Annotated in this window: 9 protein-coding genes; 6 read left to right on the top strand and 3 right to left on the bottom strand. The window is 71.4% G+C overall.

The window, feature by feature from the left end; translation table 11 throughout:
* From VOI19_RS10325 to VOI19_RS10335, 3 genes are all read left to right on the top strand, one after another.
* Nucleotides 1–1,327, top strand: a 1,327-nt coding sequence (locus tag VOI19_RS10325) for an ABC transporter ATP-binding protein (protein WP_323792879.1), incomplete at its 5' end; no start/stop codon positions are given.
* Between the two features lie 28 nt (nt 1,328–1,355).
* Complete coding sequence (locus VOI19_RS10330; RefSeq protein WP_323792880.1) at nt 1,356–1,778, top strand: hypothetical protein; 423 nt, start codon at nt 1,356–1,358, stop codon at nt 1,776–1,778.
* A 56-nt stretch (nt 1,779–1,834) separates the two neighbouring features.
* Nucleotides 1,835–2,299 carry an SRPBCC family protein gene (locus tag VOI19_RS10335; protein WP_323792881.1) on the top strand — a complete coding sequence of 155 codons (465 nt, stop codon included), beginning with the start codon at nt 1,835–1,837 and terminating at the stop codon, nt 2,297–2,299.
* On the opposite strand, the gene VOI19_RS10340 is transcribed toward VOI19_RS10335, so the two are convergent.
* The gene (locus VOI19_RS10340; protein ID WP_323792882.1) at nt 2,289–2,918 is read right to left on the bottom strand and encodes a TetR/AcrR family transcriptional regulator; all 630 of its coding nucleotides are present in this window, start codon (nt 2,916–2,918) and stop codon (nt 2,289–2,291) included. The two genes, VOI19_RS10335 and VOI19_RS10340, sit on opposite strands and share 11 nt — an antisense overlap.
* Before the next feature lie 76 nt (nt 2,919–2,994).
* Between VOI19_RS10340 and VOI19_RS10345 the strand changes: the two genes are divergently transcribed.
* Together VOI19_RS10345 and VOI19_RS10350 are read left to right on the top strand one after the other, a co-directional pair.
* Nucleotides 2,995–4,353, top strand: a complete 1,359-nt coding sequence (locus tag VOI19_RS10345; RefSeq protein ID WP_323792883.1) for a cytochrome P450 — start codon at nt 2,995–2,997, stop codon at nt 4,351–4,353.
* Nucleotides 4,354–4,389: 36 nt separating this feature from the next.
* Nucleotides 4,390–5,628, top strand: coding sequence for an MFS transporter (locus VOI19_RS10350; RefSeq protein WP_323792884.1), 1,239 nt, complete (start codon nt 4,390–4,392; stop codon nt 5,626–5,628).
* On the opposite strand, the gene VOI19_RS10355 is transcribed toward VOI19_RS10350, so the two are convergent.
* Nucleotides 5,583–6,695, bottom strand: a complete 1,113-nt coding sequence (locus tag VOI19_RS10355; RefSeq protein WP_323792885.1) for a GNAT family N-acetyltransferase — start codon at nt 6,693–6,695, stop codon at nt 5,583–5,585. The genes VOI19_RS10350 and VOI19_RS10355 overlap by 46 nt on opposite strands.
* Before the next feature lie 177 nt (nt 6,696–6,872).
* On the opposite strand from VOI19_RS10355, the gene VOI19_RS10360 reads away from it, so the two are divergent.
* A complete protein-coding gene (locus VOI19_RS10360; protein WP_323792886.1) occupies nt 6,873–7,094 on the top strand; it encodes a DUF2007 domain-containing protein in 222 nt (73 codons plus the stop codon).
* A gap of 27 nt (nt 7,095–7,121) precedes the next feature.
* On the opposite strand, the gene VOI19_RS10365 is transcribed toward VOI19_RS10360, so the two are convergent.
* Nucleotides 7,122–7,418 (bottom strand): Na+/H+ antiporter NhaC family protein (locus VOI19_RS10365; protein ID WP_323792887.1); only part of this gene is annotated, 297 nt, incomplete at its 5' end.

Consider the following 7,418-nt stretch of genomic DNA (forward strand, 5'->3'; position numbering starts at 1 on the left):
GATGGATGCCGACCGGTACGCCCGCTACGCCGACCGCTGGGTCGACTTCGGCACCGGCCTCGTCATCGTCGCTGTCACGGCCATCGCGGGCTGGAGCCTGCTGGCCGGCGGCGTGCTGCTGGCGGTCATGGTCGGCTCCGCGCTCGCCTCGACCATCGGTCGACCGATCGCCGGGCGCTCGGCCACGGCCTCGTCGGCCGCGCGGGCCGGGTTCGGACGTTCTCTGGTGTCGGTGCTCGAGTCGGCGCGCACGGTCAAGCTCGCCGCGGCCACACCCGCCGTCCACCGTCACCTGCGCGAGGTCGACGGGGGCCGCGTGAAGGCTGCCGTCTTCGAGCACCGCGTGCAGGCGGTCCTGGACGGCGTCCCGATCGTGATGGTGCAGCTGGGCGTCGTGGCGGCCTGGGCGACGTACTTCCTCGGCGGCTGGGGCCTGGCCACCGCCCTGCTCGTGGCGTCCGCGGTCAACGGCTTCGACTGGTTCGGCCGGGTGGCCGGGTCGGTCATCACCGAGGCGCCGGGCACCCGCTCCTGGCAGGTGGCCACCAGCGCGTTCGCCGGCGGGGGAGACCTGATGGACCTGCCCGAGGGTGTCGACCTCGTCACCGGCGAGGCCCCCGACCCGACCCCCGCCTCGCGCGTGCCGCTCCAGCGACTCGACCTCCGCGGCGTCGAGGCGGTCCACGAGGACGGCACCCGCGGCGCGATCGGGGTCGACCTCTCGGTCGAGGCCGGCGAGCTGGTGCTGCTGGTCGGGCAGGTGGGCTCGGGCAAGTCGAGCCTGCTCGCCGCGCTCGCCGGGCTGGTCGACCACACCGGCTCGATCTCCTGGAACGGCGAGGAGATCGAGGATGCCCAGCAGTTCCTGCGTCCCGGCCAGGTGGCCTACGTCGCCCAGGTGCCGCGCGTGCTGTCGGGCACCTTCTCCGACAACATCCAGCTCGGCCACCGGCGCCCGATGCAGGCTGCGATCGACGACGCCCGGATGCGGCGCGACGTCACCGACGCCGGCGGGCACGACTCGCTCGTCGGGCACCGCGGCGTACGGCTCTCAGGTGGGCAGGTGCAGCGCCTCGCGCTGGCGCGTGCCCTGGCTGCCGACGCCGAGCTGCTCCTGGCCGACGACGTCTCGAGTGCGCTCGACGCCGCCACCGAGGTCGAGCTCTGGGCGGCGCTCCGCGAGCGCGGTACGACGGTGCTCGGCGCGACGTCCAAGCGTGCGGCGCTGTCGCAGGCTGACCGGGTGGTCGTGCTGGTCGAGGGCGAGGTCAAGGCCGTCGGTCCGTGGGCGGACCTCGCGGCCGACTGGAGCCACCTCGCGGGCTGACCCAGGAGAGGTGGTTACCCTCGAGGTCATGATGGTCCCGAACCTGCGTGCCGGCGCCGCCGTGGCCGCCCTCCTCGTCGCTCTCGGCGCGGCCGGGTGCTCCGACCTCAAGGACGCCGCCAGCGACACCGCCAACGGCGCTGCCTGCTCGGTGGCGCAGAAGGCCGTCGACGGTGTGTCGGGCCAGGTCGACAACGCGATCGACGAGATCGGCGCCGACCCCGACGCAGCCAAGGCGAAGCTGTCCGGCCTGCGCGACGTGCTCGACAAGGCCAGCAGCGGGATCAGCGGAGATGCCAAGAGCGCGTTGCGCGACGCCGCCGACGCGCTGGGCCGCCTCGCCGACGAGGCGGGCGACGCGGCGAAGGGTGCCGATGTCGACACCTCGGCGGTCAACGACGCCAAGGATGCCTTCGGCGATGCCGTGGACGGCGTCCGCGACTTCTGCTGAGCACTCACCCCTGAGGTTGGTTGAACGATGCACGATCGTGCGGCACTGTCGATGACATGACAGACGACAAGAAGATCTCCGTGTCCCGCACCATCGATGCGTCGACCAGCAAGGTCTGGGACGTGCTGTCCAACCCGCAGCGTCACGCCGAGCTCGACGGCTCCGGCTTCGTGATCTCCGACGACCGCTCGGACCGCATCACCGCCACGGGCCAGACCTTCCGGATGAACATGTCCGGCGACCACATGGGCGGCGACTACCAGACCGACAACCACGTGACCGGCTACGACGAGCACAAGCTGCTCGCCTGGGAGACGGCCCCGGCCGGCGTCACCCCTCCCGGCTGGGAGTGGATGTGGGAGCTCGAGGCCCAGGGCGCTGACGCCACCCAGGTGACCCTCACCTACGACTGGAGCAAGGTGACCGACAAGGAGCTGCTCCAGAAGCTCTCGTTCCCGCTGGTGCCCGAGTCGGCGCTCGAGGACTCGCTGGGCAACCTCGCCGAGGCCGTCAGCGGCTGAGGAGCCCGGGGGCGTAGAGCCCGATGAAGCTGCGCGAGGCGGCGTCGACCAGCTCGGTCGGCGTCGCCTCGAGTGCTCCGTCGAGCCACGCGGTGATGAGCTCGGCGAGGCCACCAATGAAGATCAGGCCCACGATCTCGTCGTGGAGCGGGTCGCTCTCGCGGCCGCCGAGCAGCAGGGCGGCCGACTCGGCAGCGAGGTGCGCGAAGTGGCGCAGCAGCGCGGTGCGGCGCTCCCTCAGCTCGGGCACGGCGCTGGCCTCGACGATCGACACCCGCCCGGTGCGCGGGTCGTCGACGAGCAGTTGCACGAAGGAGGTGATGGCCGTGCGGATCGCCGCGGCGGGGTCGTCGCCGGCGGAGGCGAGGGCGACTTCTCGCGCGGTCTCGATGTCGGCAGCGACTCGGTCGAGCACAGCGATCTGAGCATCGCCGAGCCCGCGAAAGCTCTCGTAGAAGTAGCGCTCGCTGAGACCGGCCTCCGCGCACACCGCGGTCATCGTCGTACGAGTGCCCGGGTCTGCCCAGACGGTCAAGGTCGCCTCGAGCAGGCGCTCGCGGCGCTCGGCGGCGCGGTCCTCGGCGCTCACGCCCCGGTAGACCCCGGTCTGCCCTGCCATGGCGCCACCCTCTCACGGTCCGACGGGGTCCTGCGAGAAGGTTGACAGGGCATCCTTCCTGACTCACTGTGTGTTCATGATCGCCGAGGCACGACCGCTTCCCAGACTGAAGCGCGCCGATCGCGGGCTCCCGGTGATCGGACGTCTGCGCGACTACCTCGCCGACCCGGTCGCTCTCATGCACCGGCAGTGGACGACGTATGGCGCCGTCTCGGTGCTGCCCGTCTTCGGCTCCGACACCGTGCTGCTGCTCGGGCCGGACGCGTGCGAGGAGGTGTTCCGCAACAAGGACAAGGCCTTCGCCAACGGTCCGGCCTGGACCCGACTGGTCGGGCCGTTCTTCCGCCGCGGCTTGATGCTGCTCGACTTCGAGGAGCACCACGCGCATCGCCGGATCATGCAGGAGGCGTTCGTGCGCGAGCGCCTGGAGTCCTACACCGAGCGGATGGCGCCGGCGATCGAGCGCGGGCTCGCCTCGTGGCAGCCCCGCGCCGGCTTCGCGTCGTACCCGGCCCTCAAGCAGCTCACCCTCGACATCGCTGCCGACATCTTCATGGGCGGGGCCGAGGACCACGGACCCGAGGAGATGGATCGCGTCAACGAGGCCTTCATCGCCTGCGTGCAGGCGGCCTCCGGGGTCGTGCGCGGTCGGGTCCCGTTCACCCGCTGGGGCAAGGCCTACGCGGGGCGCGACGTGCTCGAGGAGTTCCTGCGCCACTACCTCCCGATGCGGCGAGCCACCCGCACCAGCGACCTGTTCTCGGTGCTCTGCCACCTCGAGACCGAGGACGGCGAGCGGTTCAGCGACGACGACGTCGTCAACCACATGATCTTCCTGATGATGGCCGCCCACGACACCACCACGATCACGGTGGCAACGATGCTGCAGTACCTCGGTCAGCACCCCGAGTGGCAGGCGCGGTGCCGCGCCGAGGCGCAGGCGCTCGGGCCCCGTCCCACCCTGGCCGAGCTCGAGGGGCTGGAGTCGATCGACCTGGTGATGAAGGAGTGTCTGCGGCTGGTCGCGCCGGTGACGATCCTGGTGCGCAAGACCGTCAAGGACACCACCGTGCAGGGCGTCGCCATCCCCGCCGACAGCGACGTGATCGTGGGCGTGCAGTACTCCCACCTGATGTCGGAGCTGTGGACCGACCCGACCGCCTTCGACCCCGACCGCTTCTCGGAGGGACGGCGCGAGGACAAGTCGCACCGCTACGCCTGGGAGCCGTTCGGCGGCGGGGTGCACAAGTGCATCGGGCTCTACTTCGCCGGTGCCGAGATCAAGACGATCCTGCACCAGCTGCTGCGCTCGCACCGGTGGTCGGTCGACGCGTCATACGTCGCGCCGCTCGACTACCACTCGCTGCCGTTCCCGCGGGACGGGCAGCCGATCGACCTCGAGCGGCTGGTCGAGGATCACACCGGCGTGGAATAGGTCGCCTTCGTCGGGCGGTTGCAGGATGTGATGCCTATGACCACCCCCGTTCCCACCGCCACGCCGGACGTCGTCCGCGCACGCCGTCCTGCCCACTTCGGGCTCGCGGTGCTGGCGCTGGCGGTCGGCGGCTTCGCGATCGGGACCACCGAGTTCGTCACCCTCGGCCTGCTGCCGCAGATCGCCGACGGGGTCGACGTCTCGGTTCCCAAGGCCGGCCACCTGGTGTCGTCGTACGCGATCGGCGTCGTCGTCGGCGTCCCGCTGCTGAGCTTCTTCGGCGCTCGGCTGCCGCGGCGCGGGCTCCTGGTGGGGCTGATGCTGGCGTACGCCGTGTTCAACGTGATGAGCGCCGCGGCGCCGGGCTTCGCCGTGCTCACCGCGGCCCGCTTCCTCGACGGGCTGCCGCACGGCGCCTACTTCGGCGTCGCCTCGCTGGTGGCCGCCAGCATGGCGCCACCAGAGCGGCGTGGCCGGGCGATCGCCGCGGTGATGCTCGGGCTCTCGTTCGCGAATGTCGTCGGAGTGCCTGCGGCGACGTGGATCGGGCAGAACCTGGGCTGGCGCTCGGCCTACCTCACCGCGGCGCTGGTCGCGCTGGTCGCCGTCGCCATGGTGCTCGCGTTCGTGCCCTCCGTGCCCGGCGACCGCGAGGCCACCGGGCGCCGCGAGGCCGGGTCGTTCTTCCGCAACCGCCAGGTCTGGCTGACGATGACCGCGGGAGCCGTGGGCTTCGGCGGCATGTTCGCCGTCTACTCCTACATCGCCCCCACCATCACCGAGGTGGCGCTGCTGGGGGAGGGGACCGTGCCGGTCTTCCTGCTCGTCTTCGGCCTGGGCATGGTCGCCGGCACCTGGGTTGCCGGCGAGATGGCCGCGTGGTCGGTGATGGGCTCGCTCGTGGGGTCCGGTGTCGCGACCACGGTCGTGCTCGTCTCCTTCTGGGCGATCGCGCCGTACGGCTGGTGGCTGCTGCCCATCGTCTTCCTCATCACCGCCATCGGGTCGGTGATGGTCGTCAACCTCCAGCTGCGCCTGATGGACGTCGCCGGGGACGCCGTCACGCTGGGTGCGGCGATGAACCACGCGGCCCTCAACCTGGCCAACGCCCTGGGCGCCTGGCTCGGTGGGCTCGTGATCGCGATCGGCTACGGCTACCGCGCCCCGGCGCTGGTCGGAGCCGCGCTGTCGGTCGCCGGTGTCGCGATCCTGCTCTGGTCGGCCGCGCTTCAGCGCGCGGAGAGCGCAGCCCACTCCGACGCCAGCACGTCGTAGAGCGCCATGTCGGCCGGCCCGGTGCGCAGCGTCGTGCCGAGTCGCTCGATGCCGCTCTGGGTGTAGCCGGACGCCTCGATCACGTGACGTGACGCCTTGTTCTCGAGCGCCGCGAAGGCCCGGACCCGGCCGAGGCCGAGCTCGGTGAACGCGTAGTCGGTGGTGCGCTGCATCGCCGCGCGCATCACGCCGCGTCCGCGCGCGTCGGGGTGGGCCCAGTAGCCGATCTCGGCGTCGATCGCGCTGAGGTCGAAGATGTTGATGACCCCCAGCAGCAGGTCGGTGGTCGGGTCGGCGATCGCCCAGGTGACCTTCTTGCCGGTCGCCTCGCCCTCGGTGTTGAGCTCGAGCCAGGTGCGGGCGTCCGCCTCGGTGTAGGGCGAGGGCATCTGCCCGAGCCAGTGCGAGGTGCGCTCGTCGGAGCACGCCTCGACGATGCGCGGCACGTCGCTCTCGCGCAGCGCGCGGAGCCGCACGCCGTGGCCTCCGAGCGGGACGGGCTCGAGCCAGCGGTGGCGGGGCTCGCGCGGCTCGTCGGCGAGGAGGCTGCCGATCCACCCGTCGCCCAGGGCGCCGCGGTGCTCGTAGGAGTGGCGCAGGACGCCGTCGAAGGAGAAGCCCAGGCGCCAGGCGAGCTTGCGCGAGGCCCAGTTGCCGCGCTTGGCCCGCCAGGTCACCGTGCTCAACGACTTCTCGGTGAAGCCCCAGTCGAGCAGCAGGCGGACGGCTTGCTCCATCGCCCCGGTGCCCCGCGCGGCCGGGTGAGCGCCGTACGCCACCTCGGCGCGGCCGTGCCCGTCGTTGCGCAGCGCGATGTTGCCGGCGTACGCGCCTCGGTGCTTGACGGCGAAGACCCACTCGGTGTCCTCGGCCCAGGCCTTGGCGGCCACCACGGTGCAGAACTCGCGCGCCATCTCGCGGGTGTAGGGCGACGGGGCGTGGGTCCAGCGGACCGAGGCGGGGTCGATGCACTGCTCGTAGCAGCCCTCCACGTCCTGCTCACCGAGCGCGCGGAGGACGACGTCGCCGTCGCGGAGGGTGGGCGCCGAGACCGCCGTGTTCGTCATGCGCGAACCCTGCCTGTGGAGGGCGACCCGGAGCAACTCGATTAGCCAGCAGGAGGAGCGCGGTACGACGCTGCCACCAGGTGGCAGTGTCGTACCGCACTATCGGGACCAGTCAGGCTGCTCGATGTCCTGGGAGAGCGGGCTACCGTCGAGCTCAACCACGGAGGGCGGGCAGACATGATCGAGCTGATGCGGACGAACGATCCCGTCCTGCTGTCCGTCGTCGGGGCGCTGCTGACGTCCGGCGAGATTCCTCACCACGTCGCGGACCGCCACTCGAGCACCCTCGAGGGCCTGATCGAGGTCATCAAGCAGAGGATCCTGGTCCCGGACGACCGGGTGGCAGAGGCGCGTGCGCTGCTGATGGACGCCGACCTCGGTGAGTGGCTGCGTCCCTGAATCGAGGGGTCGACTGCACCACCGTGCTCAGGCAGGCTGCTTGGTGTGCTCCGCCAGCTCCTCGTCAGTGACGGAGGAGCCCCAGATCTGCAGAGCGACGAATGCGATCGCACCGGCGACGACGAGGGTGACGGCGGCTCCGAGTGCCACCGACCCGATGAGCGCGACGGCGACGTAGCCGAGGGCCGCCGAGACGACGGCGATGAGCACGTAGGGCAGCTGGGTGGTGACGTGGGTGATCACGTTGCAACCGGCCCCGGTGGAGCTGAGGATCGTGGTGTCGGAGATCGGCGAGGCGTGGTCACCGGCGACGGCGCCGGCGAG

The sequence above is a fragment of the Nocardioides sp. genome (assembly GCF_034670285.1).
GTDB lineage: Bacteria > Actinomycetota > Actinomycetes > Propionibacteriales > Nocardioidaceae > Nocardioides.

Bases quoted from the DNA above. Each gene is read 5' to 3' on its own strand.
- VOI19_RS10355 (WP_323792885.1), bottom strand. From the start codon at position 6,695: ATGACGAACACGGCGGTCTCGGCGCCCACCCTCCGCGACGGCGACGTC.
- VOI19_RS10330 (WP_323792880.1), top strand. From the start codon at position 1,356: ATGATGGTCCCGAACCTGCGTGCCGGCGCCGCCGTGGCCGCCCTCCTC.
- VOI19_RS10340 (WP_323792882.1), bottom strand. From the start codon at position 2,918: ATGGCAGGGCAGACCGGGGTCTACCGGGGCGTGAGCGCCGAGGACCGC.
- VOI19_RS10350 (WP_323792884.1), top strand. From the start codon at position 4,390: ATGACCACCCCCGTTCCCACCGCCACGCCGGACGTCGTCCGCGCACGC.
- VOI19_RS10360 (WP_323792886.1), top strand. From the start codon at position 6,873: ATGATCGAGCTGATGCGGACGAACGATCCCGTCCTGCTGTCCGTCGTC.
- VOI19_RS10335 (WP_323792881.1), top strand. From the start codon at position 1,835: ATGACAGACGACAAGAAGATCTCCGTGTCCCGCACCATCGATGCGTCG.
- VOI19_RS10345 (WP_323792883.1), top strand. From the start codon at position 2,995: ATGATCGCCGAGGCACGACCGCTTCCCAGACTGAAGCGCGCCGATCGC.